Origin of the sequence: Candidatus Pedobacter colombiensis (assembly GCA_029202485.1) — a bacterium.
Classification (GTDB): Bacteria; Bacteroidota; Bacteroidia; order Sphingobacteriales; family Sphingobacteriaceae; genus Pedobacter; species Pedobacter colombiensis.
On record CP119313.1, the window covers coordinates 1,363,702 to 1,379,132 of the forward strand.

The window sequence follows — 15,431 nt, forward strand, 5'->3', positions numbered from 1 at the left end:
ATAATTCAATATTATATGATGAATGTTTGTTTAAGTGTAAAATTCTAATCTTCAATCCGTATTTTTGCATCATGTGGTACAATAATATTTTAGAAACCATTGGCAATACGCCACTGGTAAGATTGAATAACGTTACTAAGGAGATCTCTGCTACGGTACTGGCTAAAATCGAAACAACCAATCCCGGTAATTCCATTAAGGACCGGATGGCGCTGAAGATGATAGAGGAGGCTGAAAAGAGTGGAAAGCTTAAACCAGGCGGCACAATTATAGAAGGAACATCTGGAAATACAGGGATGGGATTAGCTATGGTTGCCATTATTAAGGGGTACAAATGTATATTTACAACTACGGATAAGCAATCAAAGGAAAAAGCGGATGCATTGCGTGCTTTTGGTGCCGAGGTAATCGTATGTCCTACTAACGTAGATCCGGACGATCCACGTTCTTATTACTCCGTATCATCGCGTTTGGAGCGGGAAGTTCCAAATTCATGGAAGCCTAATCAGTATGATAATTTAGACAATTCACTGGCACATTATGAGCAGACCGGACCGGAAATTTGGAAGCAAACTGAAGGAAAGATTACACATCTTGTGGTTGGTGTGGGTACTGGAGGTACGATTTCGGGAACCGGAAAATATTTAAAGGAACAGAATCCGAACATCAAAGTTTGGGGTATCGATACTTATGGATCAGTTTTTAAGAAGTATAAAGAGACTGGTATTTTAGATAAAAACGAGATCTATCCTTATATAACTGAGGGTATTGGCGAAGATTTTTTGCCAAAGAATGTAGATTTTGACGTGATTGATCTTTTTGAGAAGGTTACGGATAAGGATGCAGCTTTGATGACTCGTGAGATTGCCCGTAAGGAGGGGATATTTGTAGGTAACTCTGCTGGTTCTGCTATTGCTGGGTTGTTGCAGTTAAAAGATAAGTTAAAACCTGAAGATGTAGTTGTTGTGATTTTTCATGATCATGGAAGCCGCTATATGGGTAAAATGTACAACGAGGACTGGTTAAGAGAACGTGGTTTCCTTAAGGATGATAAGCTTACGGCCCGCTCTATCATTGCTAAGAAGGAAAATACAGATATTGTTACAATTGATTGTGAGAAAACGATTCACGACGCATTTAACAATATGAGTACTTTGAAGATCTCACAGATACCCGTTACCCAAAAGGGTATGATCATAGGCAAATTGGCTGAAAGTGACATATTGAAAGCTTTATTGGAGAATCCTTCCCTGAAGTCTGCTCAAGTTCAGCAAATTATGTCGACCGGATTTCCATTTGTAGATCTGAATACTTCAATTGATCGGATTTCTTCTTTGATTAATAAGGAAAATAGCGCGGTTTTGGTTGAAGATGAGCATGGAAAAATTGAAATCATCACACAGTATGATATTATTAATGCAATTTCAGGTTAATTAAAGTATATTGTAATTATAGTGCATAATAAAAGCCCCAATTGGGGCTTTTCTATTTTATATATCATTTTGTTAAATGATTTAATGTGTTGGTGCTGATGCTTCTACACGTTTAATATCTGCACCAATTGCACGTAAACGGGTGTCAATATCCTGATAACCACGCTCAATCTGTTCGATATTGAAAATAGTTGATTTTCCTTCAGCAGATAATGCGGCAATGAGTAATGAAACTCCTGCACGGATATCTGGAGAGGTCATACTGATACCTCTTAGCTTGTATTTTTTATCAATACCATTTACAGAAGCACGGTGTGGATCGCAAAGGATAATTTGTGCACCCATATCGATCAGTTTATCCACAAAGAATAACCTGCTTTCAAACATTTTCTGGTGTATCAATACATTTCCTCTGGCTTGGGTAGCTACCACAAGGACAATACTAAGCAAGTCGGGGGTAAATCCAGGCCAAGGGGAATCAGCAATGGTTAGCATTGAACCATCTATAAATGACTCAATTACATAATGCTTTTGAGAAGGAATGTAAATATCATCACCTCTTAATTCAAACTTGATCCCTAGTTTTTTAAATACATCAGGAATTACACCAAGTTCTGCATAACAAACATTTTTGATGGTGATTTCTGACTCTGTCATAGCTGCTAAGCCGATAAATGAGCCAATTTCGATCATATCCGGAAGCATCCTGTGTTCTGTTCCACCTAGTTTTTTAACCCCTTCAATGGTCAGCAAGTTAGAGCCAACACCAGTGATTTTAGCGCCCATACGGTTCAACATTTTACATAACTGTTGCAGGTATGGTTCGCAGGCGGCATTATATATAGTTGTCGTTCCTTTGGCTAGTACAGCGGCCATTACAATGTTTGCTGTACCGGTTACTGAGGCTTCATCAAGTAGAATATATGCACCTTTTAAGTTGGTTGCATCTACATTAAAGAACTCTTTTTTAGTGTCGTACACAAATTTGGCGCCCAATTTTTCAAAGCCGATAAAATGGGTATCTAATCTTCTGCGACCAATTTTATCACCTCCCGGTTTAGGGATTGCTGCTTTTCCAAAACGTCCCAATAGTGGACCAACGATCATAATTGATCCTCTTAAGCCACCACCTTTAGCCTTAAATATATCCGATTGGAAAAACTCAAGGTTAATGTTTTTGGCTTCAAAAGTATAAGTGTCTTTGTTTAGGCGCTCAATGGTTACGCCCATATCTCCCAGCAGTTCAATAAGTTTGTTTACATCCTTAATGTCGGGGATGTTGCTGATGGTAATTTTCTGATCGGTTAATAAAACAGCGGCTATGATTTGCAGCGCTTCATTCTTTGCCCCTTGAGGTTGAATTTCGCCCTTTAATTTCTTACCGCCAATTATTTCAAATGCGTTCATGTTATTCGTAAGGTGTATGGATAAAAACTGGTAAGATTAGTGTCGCTGTTTAGGGTTGTTTCGGGAAGAACGATTACTGTTATTTTGTCTGCCCTTATTATTGTTGTTTCTTCCGCGATTGTTGTTATTTGAAGGTCTTGCAGCCTGAGGTTTAAACTCAACCTTATTTAAGTTGATGTTTTCATCTAGTTGTAGTTGTCCTCCAGATAGTTCGCGAAGGTTTTTTAAAATGGTTTCATCGGCTACACTGTCTTTGTTCCAGGTCACATAAGCCATTTTCATGAAATTGGCTATTCCCTGTACCATTGCTGCTCTACGTTCAGGTTCTTCTACAGCTTTGGCTCTTTCTATCATCATTTCAACCGTTTTACCATAGTGTTTATAGGTAATTTTTTGCTGAGGATAGCCAATATGCTGAGGTTTTACCATCGCATCTTCAGGCGTAGGTTTAGGGTAAGGACTGTCTACATCAATTTTATAACCCGAAATGATGTGTAAATGATCCCAAAGTTTATGTTTGAAATCTGCTACATCGCGTAAATGTGGGTTTAAGAAGCCCATTAGGTCGATTACTGCCTGGGCGTATTTATTACGTTCTTCAAGATCGGGAAGCTCGATAATGTACTTTACCATGTTTTGTACATTACGGCCATATTCGGCTAAAATCAACTCGTTTCTTGTGGTGTTATACTCGAAATTCATTTATATGTTTTCGTTAATATTTTAATTCCTTTTTGGTCTGATTCATTGGGAGTGCTTAGTATTTTCTTGAAAACTTATGCTTCAGACTCATTTATAACGGGCAGGGTTATTAAAGAAATAACGCCAAAGGGCCGGTTTTTATATATTACAATCAGTTTTTTATTTATTACGGAGCCCATAAGACTCTGTAAGTCCTGTAAATATAAGGGTTATTTAACAATTCGCAACTTAGCAAATTTTAATAACAATTGCTTGTTACCCAGTCCCTGAAAAAATACGGTAGCTTTTACATCTGGTAAGGTGCCTTCCAGACTGATGATTTTTCCGAAACCGAACTTCTCATGTTCTACATCCATACCATTTTGGAATGCATTTGCTGCATCTGGTGTAAAACCTGGTGTAGGTATATGCGCCTTTGGAAGCATGGAGGTCGTTTTTGGCCTTTGGGCAGGCGTTGTTGCTGTTCCAGGACCCGAGGACATACCTGGTTTTGGCTTAGTGAAAGTATCACGCTGTTGCGTCCAGGTACGTCTTTCCTCATTGAACCCACTTTCGCCCAAGCTACTTTTAGCTGGTTTTACGACTTCAATTTCCAGAAAACGGGCATCTATTTCGTCAATAAAACGACTAGGTTCGCAGTTTGTAAGGGTTCCCCATCTGTAACGTGAAGTGGAGTAGGTGAGGGTAAGTTTCTTTTCTGCACGGGTTACGGCTACATAAAATAGCCTGCGCTCTTCTTCCAGATCAGTTCTTGAATTGAGTGACATTTGTGATGGGAAAAGATTTTCTTCCAATCCTACTACATAAACATTCTTGAATTCCAGACCTTTAGAGGAGTGAATGGTCATTAAAGAAACCGTATCCTTTTCTTTATCGTCTTTTTTATCGTCATTGGTTAATAAGGCGATGTCTTGCATGAATACAGCCAGACTGCGGTCTTCAATGTCTTCACGTTCACCAAATTCCTTAATACCGTTTAATAACTCCTGTATGTTCTCGTGTCTGCCACGACCTTCCTCAGATTGATCGGCATGTAATTCTTTTAAAATACCTGAGTGCTGTGCAATATATAAAGCAGTCTCGTAAGCATCCAGTTTTTTAGCTTCAGCACTGAAACTCTGGATCATTACAGCAAAGTCATTCAATTGGTTAGCAACCCTACCTGGTATATATTGCTGTGGGTTACAGATTACCTGCCACATCGTAATGTTATGCTGATCTGCTGCTACACTTATTTTCTCTACTGTGGTATCTCCAAGCCCCCTTTTTGGGTAATTGATGACCCTTTTGATGGCTTCTTCATCCGCCGGATTAAAGGTTAATCTGAAATATGCAATTAAATCCTTGATCTCTTTACGTTGATAGAATGATAATCCACCATATATCTTATAAGGAATATTGAGTTTCCTTAAAGCCTCCTCCATAGCTCTAGATTGCGCATTTGTTCTATAAAGGATGGCAAAATCATTGTAGTTGTAACCTTTGGTAGTACGGTCCTGAACAATGGAGTCAGCTACGATCTTACCTTCTTCATTATCAGTAAAAGCACGCTGAACTTTAATTCTGTCGCCAGATTCATTGTCGGAGAATACGTTCTTTTCCAGTTGGTTTTTGTTGTTGGCAATAATACTATTGGCCACTTTAACTATGTTTTGCGTTGAGCGGTAGTTCTGCTCCAGTTTATATACTTTTAAATCCGGATAATCGCGCTCAAAGTTTAATATGTTTTGGATGTTTGCTCCCCTGAAGGCATAGATACTTTGTGCATCATCACCCACCACACAGATGTTCTGATAGGCGGCAGCAAGCTTTTTAACAATAGTATACTGCGAAAAGTTAGTATCCTGGTACTCATCTACCATCAGGTATTTAAATTTCTGCTGGTATTTGTTTAGTACATCAGGATGTGTTTTTAGCAGAATATTGGTTTTAAACAACAAATCATCAAAGTCCATAGCGCCGGCTTTAAAGCAGCGTTTGGTATATGTTTCGTAGATAACACCAATTAAAGGTCTTTTATTACTGATATCCTCAGCCTGAATTTCAGCATTTTCCATGTATTCTGTATAGGAAACAAGGTTGTTCTTTGCTGATGAAATGCGGTTGTAAACGAAGTTTGCATTGTACAGTTTATCATCCAGTTGCATTTCGCGCAGGATGGTTCTGATTAAGCTTTTACTATCGTCTGTATCATAAATCGTGAAATTGGAAGGGTAACCTATCTTTTCGGCCTCTACTCTTAATATCTTGGAAAAAACAGAGTGAAATGTACCCATCCAGATATTTTTAGCTTCGGCTCCTACCACTTTCATGATACGCTCACGCATATCTTTTGAAGCTTTATTGGTAAAGGTAAGTACAAGAATATTAAAGGGATCTACTCCTTTTTCAATCAAATGTGCCACTCTAAAGGTGATTACTCTTGTTTTTCCGGAGCCTGCACCTGCAACGATCATTGCCGGGCCTTCTGTGTTCTCTACTGCTGCGCGTTGTTGGGGGTTTAAACCTGCTAAATAATCCAAAATCCGTTCCTGATATTTAAAGTATGCTGTTTATAGATACGTTCTTAATATAACTGCAAATTTAGGAAATTATGTGCGTTTAATAGAATGTGTTGGTAAAATAGGTGAAGATTGAGTTATTGCTCCTTCGGGCAATTTTATCTAAGTTTGTCCAAACTAATTTGTTATGCAAGAGATCAAAAAATATGTAGAAGAAAACAAGCAGCGCTTTTTAGATGAGCTGTTTGAATTGTTGCGCTTTCCATCGGTTAGTGCCGACCCAAAATATAAAGCAGATGTACTTAATACTGCTGATTTTGTAGCTCAGAAACTGAAAGATGCTGGTGCTGATAATGTTGAAATCTGTGAAACAGCAGGTTATCCTATTGTTTATGGCGAGAAAATCATTGATGCGAGTTTACCTACCGTTTTAGTTTACGGACACTATGATGTGCAGCCTGCAGATCCGCTTGAGCTATGGAAAACTCCACCATTTGAGCCAACTGTGCGTGATGGAAAGATCTATGCACGCGGTGCCTGTGATGATAAGGGGCAGTTTTACATGCACGTAAAGGCTTTTGAGTTGATGATGAAGACCAATACACTTGCCTGTAACGTGAAATTCATGATTGAGGGTGAGGAGGAAGTTGGCTCTGCAAACCTTGGTATTTTTGTAAATGCAAATGTTGATCGCTTAAAAGCTGATGTGGTTTTAATTTCTGATACTTCAATGATCAGCATGGAAAACCCATCTATAGAGACTGGTTTACGTGGTCTGGCTTATATGGAGGTTGAAGTTGTTGGTCCAAACCGCGATTTGCACTCAGGTGTATATGGTGGTGCTGTAGCTAATCCGGCAACTATATTATGTAAAATGATTGCTTCTCTGCATGATGAGAACAATCACATTACTATTCCTGCATTTTATGATAAGGTTGTGGAATTGAGTGATGCAGAGAAAAAAGCATTGAATTCTGCTCCATTTGATTTAAATGAATATAAAGAAGATTTGGATATCAAAGCTGAGTGGGGTGAGAAAGGTTATTCGACATTAGAACGTACTGGAACAAGACCTACATTAGAGGTTAATGGTATCTGGAGTGGTTATATTGGCGAAGGTGCTAAGACTGTTCTTCCATCTAAGGCTAATGCTAAGATTTCTATGCGTTTGGTACCTAATCAGAGCTCTGATGAGATTTCAGAGATCTTTGCTAAGCATTTCGAGAGTATAGCGCCTGATTATGTAAAGGTTAAAGTTACTGCTCATCATGGTGGTGAGCCGGTAGTAACACCTACGGATAGTGTGGCTTATCGTGCTGCTGAAAAAGCTATTGTAGATTCATTTGGTAAAGCACCAATTCCTACACGTGGTGGTGGTAGTATTCCTATTGTTGCTTTATTTGAAAGCGCTTTGGGTATTAAATCTGTGCTTTTTGGCTTTGGTTTGGATAGTGATGCCTTACATTCACCAAATGAAAAATACGATATTTTTAACTACTATAAAGGAATAGAGACTTTGCCTTTGTTCCACAAGTATTTTGCTGAATTGAGTAAATAGCTTAATTCGCAAGTTACTTATTTATAAAAACACCAATATTCCTGCGCTCAGGAACATTGGTGTTTTTATTTTGGATGCCTACCTGAAAGGTGTATTTTTGCGTAATCATGCCGCCAGCACCTAAAAAAACACCAGTTACCAGAAAAGCTGCTACTTTCCGCCAAACCTACGAATCAGATGCGTCTGGCCGTCCACGTAAAAAGACGGTTCCAAGAAAGAAAACGATAAAGAAAAAGCCCTGGCCAATAGGAGTTAAGTTTTTTATAGCTGCAGTTTTGTTAGTCTTGCTTTCTCCATTCTATTATGGATACATCATTAAAGGTTTTAGCTCGACCTGGAGCTGGATCAGAGATATTGGTGAAGATCCAAATTACCGTACATATAATAGTTTTAATATTCGCATACCGAAAGGGTATAATATTCATGGTATTGATGTTTCCTATTACCAAGGTAAGATAGACTGGAAGCAGGTGAGGTCTATGAAGGAAGATGATGTAAAGATCGATTTCGCCTTTATAAAGGCAACCGAGGGACTATTTAAGGTTGACCCATATTTTCAACGCAACTGGCGTGAAGCGCCAAAAGTAGGCGTAATCTGCGGCGCCTATCATTATTTTAGACCACAGAAACCGGGCGAATGGCAAGCAAAGTTCTTTTTGCAAACGGTTAATTTTGAAGCAGGGGATTTACCACCTGTTGTTGATATAGAGGAATTGAATGATGTTCCTGCATCAAAAATGCGCGTTGAGCTTTTGGAGTTTATAAAATATATTGAAAAAAGGACAGGAGTAAAGCCTATTATATATACCGGACTGTCTTTTTATAAGGACTATTTGCAAGGGCATTTTGATGAATATCCTTTATGGATAGCTCATTATCATCAGCCTAAGCTAAAGGTAAATAAGGCTACGAAATGGCATTTCTGGCAACACTCTGATAAAGCTAAAATATCCGGTATTAATCACGTAGTCGATTTTAATGCTTTTAATGGAGATAGCCTTGCTTTTGATCGTTTGTTGATTAAGTAATGTGCTTGTAAATGAGTGGAATAAGTTTTTTACGGTTGGATAATTTTATGGCATTGCAATTGAGTTGTGTATATTAATTAAATTATATCTATTATGAAAAAACTAATAATTGCAGCATTAATTGGGGTAGCTTCAATTGCAAATATTAATTGGGCACATGCTCAGATAAGATTGAGCATTAATATTGGTTCGCAGCCGCTTTGGGGACCAGTGGGCTATGATCACGTAGATTATTATTATTTGCCTGAAATAGATGCTTACTATTATGTACCAACAGGTCAATATATTTATTTGGTGAATGGAGCTTGGGTTTGGAGAAGCTATTTACCCGCCAGATACCGCAACATTGATTTGTATAGAACTTATAAGGTTGTTGTGAATGGTGATAAACCCTATTTGAGACACAATGACTATAGAAATAAGTATAGAAATTACAGAACATCATACAATAAGCAAGTTATAATAAGAGATAGTAAAGACCGTAAATATGATGTTGTGAGGAACCGCCCTAATAATAGACCTACCCCTTCTCACCCAACAAGACCTGGTAATGGTGGTCCTTCTCGTCCTGAAAGACCCGGTAACGGTGGTAAACCTGAAAGACCTGGTAACGGAGGTCCTTCTCGTCCTGAAAGACCCGGCAATGGTGGTAAACCTGAAAGACCTGGTAACGGAGGCCCTTCTCGTCCAGAAAGGCCCGGTAACGGTGGTAAACCTGAAAGATCTGGTAACGGAGGTAAGCCCGAAAGACCTGGAAATGATGGTAAGGGCAGGCCAGAAAATCACGGAAGACATTAATGGTTAATGCAGGGTTAGCACCCTGCATTTTTTTTGCTTAAATTTAAACGACAAGTTTTAATTGCCTACCTTCTAAACCGCTCAATTATGAAACAGGATCCTCTTTCAAATCATATAAATAGTTTTTGGTCGCTGGATACTCCTGTGTTATTGCAACAACTCGATACAAGGACTGAAGGATTAAAGACAGTTGATATTGAGGAACGCAGAGAAAAATACGGAGCCAATACGATCAAGCTGGAGGGCAAGAAAAGTGATGTCCTGTTGTTTTTAGGACAGTTTAAAAGTCCAATTACTATTATTTTATTGATAGCGGCCAGTTTGTCTTTTTATTTAGACGATCATGTTGATGCACTTATCATCATTATTATTGTATGTTTTAGCAGTATGCTTGGTTTTTGGCAGGAGCGGGCAGCAGGGAATGCAATTGCTCAGTTACTGGCAATGGTTAGGATAAAAGCAAATGTGCTGCGTGATGAAAAAGCAGGGGAAATCCCGGTAGAAGATATTGTACCGGGGGATATTGTATTGCTGAGCGCGGGAGATGTGATACCTGCGGATTCACTTATCCTGGAATCAAATGAGTTGTTTGTGGATGAGGCTGCATTTACTGGTGAAACATTTCCGGTTGAAAAGCAAGGTGGTACTTTGGCCGCGGATACCCCATTGGCTAAGCGCAGCAATTCGCTCTTCATGGGAAGTCATGTCATTAGCGGTACAGCTAAAGCTATAGTTGTTGGAACGGGCATTAATACCGAATTTGGACGTGTAAGTCAGAGTCTTAAAAACCGGACACCAGAAACAGAGTTTGAACGTGGCATCAGGCGGTTTGGCTATTTTCTGATGCAAATAACCTTGATCATGGTTATTTTTATTTTTGGAGTTAACGTGATGTTGAATAAACCGGTTCTGGATTCATTGTTGTTTACACTTGCCATTGCAGTTGGGCTAACGCCGCAACTGTTGCCTGCTATTATTACGGTAAATCTGGCTCAGGGGGCGCGGAGGATGGCTCAAAAGCAGGTGATTGTTAAACGTCTCAGTTCCATAGAAAATTTTGGGTGTATAGATATTTTGTGTTCGGATAAAACAGGTACATTGACTGCAGGGAATGTAAAGGTGAATGATGGGTTGGATTGCGCTGGTAAGGAAAGTGCTAAAGTGCTGAACCTGGCAAAAATAAATGCCATGCTACAACAAGGTTTTAAAAACCCCATTGATGAAGCAATCTCGGCATTAAACCTCAAGGATTACAAAGAAAGAGAGCGGTTGGATGAGATTCCTTATGATTTTATCCGCAAACGTTTAACGCTGCTTGTTTCATCGGATACAGGGCCTCAAATGATTACTAAGGGAGCAGTAAGCCAGGTTACTGAAGTGTGTAGTTATGCAGAGGATGCTGACGGGAAGTTAGTTTCTATAACAGAAGCAAAAGCTGGAATCCAACAAACTTACGAGGTATTGAGTGCAAAGGGGTATCGTACTTTGGGAGTGGCGTATAAAAATCTGGACAATAAAGGCCCTATTCATAGAGAGGATGAAAAGGATATGGTATTTGCTGGGTTTGTAACCTTGTTTGATCCTCCAAAAGAGGGGATTGTAGAAACTATCAAATCCTTGCAGAATTTAGGCATTCATTTAAAGGTAATTACTGGCGACAATGCCCTTATTGCGAGAAGTATGAGTGAGCAGGTTGGCATGAAGGATGCTTTAATACTTACAGGATCTGCCTTGCGGGATATGAGTGATGAGGCTTTACGTCACCAGGTATTGAAAACGGATATTTTTGCGGAAGTGGAGCCTAACCATAAGGAAAGGATTATCCTTGCCTTAAAGAAGGCTGGAAGAGTGGTCGGTTATATGGGTGACGGGATTAATGATGCATCGGCACTTCATGCGGCAGATGTTGGCATTTCGGTTAATACGGCAGTGGATGTAGCCAAGGAGGCGGCTGATATTGTTTTACTGGATCAGGATCTGAATGTATTGATAGAGGGGGTAAAGGAGGGACGGCGTACATTTGCCAATACACAGAAGTACATTTTTATGGCTACCAGTGCTAATTTTGGAAATATGTTTAGTATGGCTGGGGCATCTTTATTTTTGTCTTTCCTACCCTTATTGCCTAAGCAAATTCTATTGACCAATTTAATGACAGATTTGCCTTCAATGGCTATTGCTACTGATAATGTGGATGCGGAATGGACAGATAAACCCAGACGTTGGGACATTAACTTTATTAAACGCTTTATGCTGATATTCGGCATATTAAGCTCTGTTTTTGATTATTTTACTTTTGGCGTCTTGTTGTTTTTCTTTCATGCTGCTGAAAAGGAATTTCAAACAGGCTGGTTTATAGAGTCTGTGGTTTCTGCAACGCTTATTGTTATGGTGGTACGTACCAGGAAGACTATCCTTACCAGTAAACCTGGTAAATACCTGCTTATTGCTACATTACTTATAGCTATATTGGCTTTACTGCTTCCGATAATACCTTTTGCAAATATTATGGGTTTTATTGCAGTGCCTTTTAAATTCTATTTGGCAATGCTGGCAATTGTTATGTTGTATATTTTTTCTGCTGAGCTGGTTAAAAGTTGGTTTTACAAGCGTTTTTATTAAAGTAAAGGCGATAGTAACCTTGCCGCTTTTTCGAGTAATTGCTTGTATAATGGACGATCAGCCCATTGTTCGGGATCAATTTTTAAGGCATGCTTAAGGTCGCAATAAAAAATAGTACTCAATTCGGTGGCAATTTGAGTATCATAAACAATGGCATTTACTTCAAAGTTTAGGTCGAAGCTTCTGAAATCCATATTTGCTGTACCCACCATAGCAATCTTTTTATCCGTAACCATCGTTTTGGCATGTATAAAGCCTTTTTGGTATTGGTAGATCTGGACACCTGCTTTTAGGAGGTCGTTATAGTAAGACCTGGCAGCAGAATTCACTAAAATAGAGTCTGATTTGCCGGGTACCAGCAATTTTACTGAAATTCCGCTTAATGATGATATAATAAGGGCGTCAAGCAAACTTTCGCCTGGAATAAAATAGGGACTGGTAATCAGAATTTCATTGGTTGCAAGGTTGATGGCTTGCAGGATGGAAAATAAAATGGTTGGGGATTCTGAATCTGGCCCGCTGGCTGCGATCTGTACTAATTTGTTTTCTTCCACTATCTGTGGAGCCTTAGTTGGGAAAAAATATGAGTCAGGTTCCAGGATCTTCTCAGAACAGAAGTTCCAATCGCACAGAAAAAGATATTGGAGGTACAGTGTACCAGGACCGTCGATGCGTAAATGGGTATCCCGCCAATACAATTGTTCCGTATGGTTATTAATGTACCTGTTGCTCACATTAATTCCACCTACAAATGAGGTGAGGCCATCTATGACAATTATTTTGCGGTGATTTCTGTAATTGAGGCGATTGGCTAGTAATATAAAGTGTACTTTGAGAAAAGGGTAAGCTTCAACTCCGTTTTCTATAAGCCAGGGGACTATTTTTTTTCGGATATCTCTGCTACCAAAATCATCATAAATAAAGCGGACTTTAACACCCTCCTTCGCTTTTGCTGCTAAAGCCGCAGCGAGTGCCTGACCGATTTCATCATCCTCGAATATGTAATACTCTATGTGAATGTGGTATTTGGCTTCCTGAATTGCTTTCAATACCTCCGGGAATTTCTGCTCTCCATTTATCAATAGCTTCACTGCATTTTTAGCAGTTAACGGACTCATTGAATCCTTTAATAGCATAAAGGCAAGTTCTTTATTGCTGAGGACTTCGGCATTGTTTTCCCGAAAGGTTTTGGCAGAGTAATGAAGCAAATCTTGTTTGAATTTTGCGGCCAGATCGTCGTTTTCAAATAGCTTCTTGCTGTACATTTTTCTGTGCCGGTAGTTGATTCCAAAAAAGAAATAAAAGATGATTCCAAAAAAAGGGACGAATATGGCAAAAAGTAGGTATGCAAGAGTTTTTGTGGTACTGCGGGTATCATAAATGATGCGCAGGCAGACTAGAATCAGGATGAGGAGATAAGCGATTTCGGAAACCAGCAACCAGTCCATATTTGTAAGTTACATATGTAGATGTGCTGTAAGTTAAGAAATTCAGTTTAATGTTACCATAGGTAAAGGAGAGATTATTTTTGCATAATATCCTTAATTCTATTTGGATTATTCTTAAAAATGGTCAATAATACTATATTTGCGCCAAGTAAGGATACTTCTGAAAGATTTTAATGCCCGGATGGCGAAATTGGTAAACGTTGCGGTCTCAGAAGCCGTTGGAGTACAATCCTTGAGAGTTCGAGTCTCTCTTCGGGCACGAGTAGTATGTTAAACCGACTAATTTATTGAAGATTAGTCGGTTTTTTGTTTTTGGTGTCCATATGGTATCTGAATTTGGCATCGACTAAATTAAAAGGCTTTTTATGCTGTTGATGACCGTTTTGGTGTTAATATTTCTAGCTTTGTAACTAGATGCCTTAAAAAACAAGTCATGATTAGATTGAATAGTGAAACGCCATCAGAAGTACTTCAAGATGTCAAAAAGGGGGATCTGGTAACGGATACTTTTAGTAAGACAGGCTTAGTCGATAGTATTGAAATTTCTGATGATGGGTTGTACCGGATTTATACCTTTCACCTGGTTACTGGCCGAACTATTGTCATTAAGCGTTAGTTGCAAGGTTAAGTTACACCATTCCTGATAATTTTCGATAGCTATATAATTATAAAGATATGTAGATATATTTAGCGCATGAAAGATGGGGTGGTGTTTCTTTGGATCAGCCAGGTAGAAAAGAAGCCTGCTTTGGTGTCCCGTTTTGTTTATACCACCCATTTGTCACAGTCCTTCAGGAACATAGGGTCTGCATCTGCCCCTATACCAGGAGTTTCTGGTACATCCAGAAAATAACCATCATAGGTTAGTCCACCAATAATGGGGTCGACAAGATGTCCTAATAAACAGCTGTCAAGATCATAGAAGATTACATTGGGACTGGCCAATGCAAAATGTAGGTTGGCGGTTACGGCAAGTCTACTTTCCAACATGCCACCTATCATACATTTAATGCCTGTTTGTAAGGCTACCTCATGAATTTTCTGTGCTTCTAAAATACCGCCAGACTTTGAGAATTTAATGTTCAGGTAATCACATGATTTACTGTTGATCAGCTTTCTGGCATCGTGGTGGTCATAACAGCTTTCATCAGCCATGATTTTAATTGGCGAATTTAGATGGAGTTCAGGCAACTGATCGTCAAACCAGGTTCGCATGGGTTGTTCGCAAAACTCAATATTTAGAGGAGCCATTTCTCCTAATGCAAAAAGTGCATCATCAAAATCCCATCCCTGATTGGCATCAAGTCTCAAGGTCATGTCGTTACCAACTGCCTTTCTGATTTGTTTTACCCTTTCAATGTCATCATGTACTTTTTTACCAAGTTTTATTTTTATGATTCTACAACCTTGTTTCTGGTATTTCAATGCCAGAAGCGCCATATTTTCAGGGGTGTCAATGCCAATGGTCATATCGGTTTCGATGCTGTGTTTTTGTCCACCTAAAAACCTGTATAAGGGCAGGTTCGCATTTTTTGCCGAAATATCAAACAAAGCCATATCAAAAGCACTTTTAATTGTACTGTTATGATCAACATAGCCCAACAAGTCGTTCATCCTCTCGGGGATATCAAGTGGATCTTTATTAATAAGGATCTTCGCAAAGTCTTTGGCCATGGCCAGGCAGGTTTCCTGAGTTTCACCAACAATCATTGGAAAAGCAGAACATTCACCGACACCATAAATACCAGCATCAGTGTATATTCTGATCAGCACATTTTGCGCAAAGTGCATGGTGCCTGTTGCAATTACAAATGGCTCTATAGGGATGCTAAAACGGTAAATTTCGGTGTGGGTAATCCTCATTTTTTATGGCTTTGAATATATTAATTAATAGCTTTATGGTTTCAAATTCTACACTTATCTCACATCACATA

The 15,431-nt window shown here is 39.1% G+C and carries 11 protein-coding genes and 1 tRNA gene; 7 read left to right on the top strand and 5 right to left on the bottom strand.

Going from position 1 to position 15,431, the window contains the following annotated elements; genetic code table 11:
* Positions 1-71 precede the first annotated feature (71 nt).
* The gene (locus P0Y49_05615; protein WEK20614.1) at positions 72-1,433 is read left to right on the top strand and encodes a pyridoxal-phosphate dependent enzyme; all 1,362 of its coding nucleotides are present in this window, start codon (positions 72-74) and stop codon (positions 1,431-1,433) included.
* Between the two features lie 81 nt (positions 1,434-1,514).
* Here the strand turns inward: P0Y49_05615 and murA are convergent, their stop codons facing one another.
* From murA to P0Y49_05630, 3 genes are all read right to left on the bottom strand, one after another.
* The gene (gene murA, locus P0Y49_05620) at positions 1,515-2,840 is read right to left on the bottom strand and encodes a UDP-N-acetylglucosamine 1-carboxyvinyltransferase (GenBank protein WEK20615.1); all 1,326 of its coding nucleotides are present in this window, start codon (positions 2,838-2,840) and stop codon (positions 1,515-1,517) included.
* A 36-nt stretch (positions 2,841-2,876) separates the two neighbouring features.
* Positions 2,877-3,542 (bottom strand): DUF4290 domain-containing protein, encoded by a 666-nt coding sequence (locus P0Y49_05625; protein WEK20616.1) that lies wholly within the window; start codon positions 3,540-3,542, stop codon positions 2,877-2,879.
* Positions 3,543-3,751: 209 nt separating this feature from the next.
* Entirely contained in the window at positions 3,752-6,064 is a 2,313-nt protein-coding gene (locus P0Y49_05630) for an exodeoxyribonuclease V subunit gamma (protein WEK20617.1), read from the bottom strand.
* 166 nt (positions 6,065-6,230) lie between these two features.
* On the opposite strand from P0Y49_05630, the gene P0Y49_05635 reads away from it, so the two are divergent.
* The 4 genes from P0Y49_05635 (at position 6,231) to mgtA (ending at position 12,049) form a co-directional block, all read left to right on the top strand.
* Positions 6,231-7,601 carry a dipeptidase gene (locus tag P0Y49_05635; protein ID WEK20618.1) on the top strand — a complete coding sequence of 457 codons (1,371 nt, stop codon included), beginning with the start codon at positions 6,231-6,233 and terminating at the stop codon, positions 7,599-7,601.
* A 107-nt stretch (positions 7,602-7,708) separates the two neighbouring features.
* Positions 7,709-8,629 carry a glycoside hydrolase family 25 protein gene (locus tag P0Y49_05640; protein ID WEK20619.1) on the top strand — a complete coding sequence of 307 codons (921 nt, stop codon included), beginning with the start codon at positions 7,709-7,711 and terminating at the stop codon, positions 8,627-8,629.
* A gap of 93 nt (positions 8,630-8,722) precedes the next feature.
* Positions 8,723-9,427, top strand: a complete 705-nt coding sequence (locus tag P0Y49_05645) for a hypothetical protein (protein WEK20620.1) — start codon at positions 8,723-8,725, stop codon at positions 9,425-9,427.
* Positions 9,428-9,514: 87 nt separating this feature from the next.
* The gene (gene mgtA, locus P0Y49_05650; protein WEK20621.1) at positions 9,515-12,049 is read left to right on the top strand and encodes a magnesium-translocating P-type ATPase; all 2,535 of its coding nucleotides are present in this window, start codon (positions 9,515-9,517) and stop codon (positions 12,047-12,049) included.
* Here mgtA and cls read toward each other — a convergent pair.
* A complete protein-coding gene (cls, locus tag P0Y49_05655) occupies positions 12,046-13,497 on the bottom strand; it encodes a cardiolipin synthase (protein WEK20622.1) in 1,452 nt (483 codons plus the stop codon). The genes mgtA and cls overlap by 4 nt on opposite strands.
* Before the next feature lie 175 nt (positions 13,498-13,672).
* On the opposite strand from cls, the gene P0Y49_05660 reads away from it, so the two are divergent.
* Together P0Y49_05660 and P0Y49_05665 are read left to right on the top strand one after the other, a co-directional pair.
* A tRNA-Leu gene (locus P0Y49_05660) sits at positions 13,673-13,756 on the top strand.
* Positions 13,757-13,930: 174 nt separating this feature from the next.
* Entirely contained in the window at positions 13,931-14,113 is a 183-nt protein-coding gene (locus P0Y49_05665) for a hypothetical protein (protein ID WEK20623.1), read from the top strand.
* Positions 14,114-14,262: 149 nt separating this feature from the next.
* Here the strand turns inward: P0Y49_05665 and P0Y49_05670 are convergent, their stop codons facing one another.
* A complete protein-coding gene (locus P0Y49_05670) occupies positions 14,263-15,360 on the bottom strand; it encodes a dipeptide epimerase (GenBank protein ID WEK20624.1) in 1,098 nt (365 codons plus the stop codon).
* Positions 15,361-15,431 lie beyond the last annotated feature (71 nt).

Excerpts from the sequence above, each read along its gene's own strand:
- P0Y49_05615 (WEK20614.1), top strand. The coding sequence starts at position 72 with ATGTGGTACAATAATATTTTAGAAACCATTGGCAATACGCCACTGGTA.
- murA (WEK20615.1), bottom strand. The coding sequence starts at position 2,840 with ATGAACGCATTTGAAATAATTGGCGGTAAGAAATTAAAGGGCGAAATT.
- P0Y49_05625 (WEK20616.1), bottom strand. The coding sequence starts at position 3,542 with ATGAATTTCGAGTATAACACCACAAGAAACGAGTTGATTTTAGCCGAA.
- P0Y49_05635 (WEK20618.1), top strand. The coding sequence starts at position 6,231 with ATGCAAGAGATCAAAAAATATGTAGAAGAAAACAAGCAGCGCTTTTTA.
- P0Y49_05640 (WEK20619.1), top strand. The coding sequence starts at position 7,709 with ATGCCGCCAGCACCTAAAAAAACACCAGTTACCAGAAAAGCTGCTACT.
- P0Y49_05645 (WEK20620.1), top strand. The coding sequence starts at position 8,723 with ATGAAAAAACTAATAATTGCAGCATTAATTGGGGTAGCTTCAATTGCA.
- mgtA (WEK20621.1), top strand. The coding sequence starts at position 9,515 with ATGAAACAGGATCCTCTTTCAAATCATATAAATAGTTTTTGGTCGCTG.
- cls (WEK20622.1), bottom strand. The coding sequence starts at position 13,497 with ATGGACTGGTTGCTGGTTTCCGAAATCGCTTATCTCCTCATCCTGATT.
- P0Y49_05665 (WEK20623.1), top strand. The coding sequence starts at position 13,931 with ATGATTAGATTGAATAGTGAAACGCCATCAGAAGTACTTCAAGATGTC.
- P0Y49_05670 (WEK20624.1), bottom strand. The coding sequence starts at position 15,360 with ATGAGGATTACCCACACCGAAATTTACCGTTTTAGCATCCCTATAGAG.